The organism is Pseudomonas sp. PHC1, from assembly GCF_046487845.1.
Lineage (GTDB): Bacteria > Pseudomonadota > Gammaproteobacteria > Pseudomonadales > Pseudomonadaceae > Aquipseudomonas > Aquipseudomonas sputi.
Genome location: NZ_JBJXHJ010000082.1, coordinates 1 through 566, shown reverse-complemented (window position 1 = coordinate 566; position 566 = coordinate 1). Strand labels below are relative to the sequence as shown.

Here is a 566-nt window from a genome sequence, read left to right as displayed (position 1 = left end):
AAGAGCACTCATTATGGTAGCAATGTGCGTCCAAAAGCCTGCCAGGTTCCTGCCGAAACCCGGGATCGAACCAGGGACCTTTAGATCTTCAGTCTAACGCTCTCCCAACTGAGCTATTTCGGCACAAAATTTTACTTTGTGGGCTGGCCGAAAGGTGAAAATTACGGCATGATGTCAAAAAATGTCATCTTTACAACAGTGAATCTTTAAAACATTGATTTCTAGGAACAAGGAAGAACCATCTATCTTTCTCATTGTTACCTGACTGAATGTCACTGAATCAGGAACTAATGTGTGTTTCCCCGACCAATAAGGAAAATGATAGAACATCAAAATGGAGTGAAATGATTTAGAAGGAAGACATGATATCATGCCATCATCTGAAGAAGGGTAGGGATCCAACAACAGGAACATGTCATTGCCATGGATGTGTGGTAGGAAAACTCCCACAGACAAATCCCAATCAATTTCAATATCAGTGTCTGAGACAAGAGCACTCATTATGGTAGCAATGTGCGTCCAAAAGCCTGCCAGGTTCCTGCCGAAACCCGGGATCGAACCAGGGA

1 protein-coding gene and 1 tRNA gene are annotated in these 566 nt (G+C 43.3%); both read right to left on the bottom strand.

Annotation, left to right across the window (positions count from 1 at the left end):
• Positions 1-50: 50 nt before the first annotated feature.
• Positions 51-123, bottom strand: a tRNA-Phe gene (locus ACKJSM_RS28710).
• A gap of 51 nt (positions 124-174) precedes the next feature.
• The coding region (locus tag ACKJSM_RS28705; RefSeq protein WP_410239541.1) for a hypothetical protein at positions 175-566 on the bottom strand (392 nt) is incomplete at its 5' end.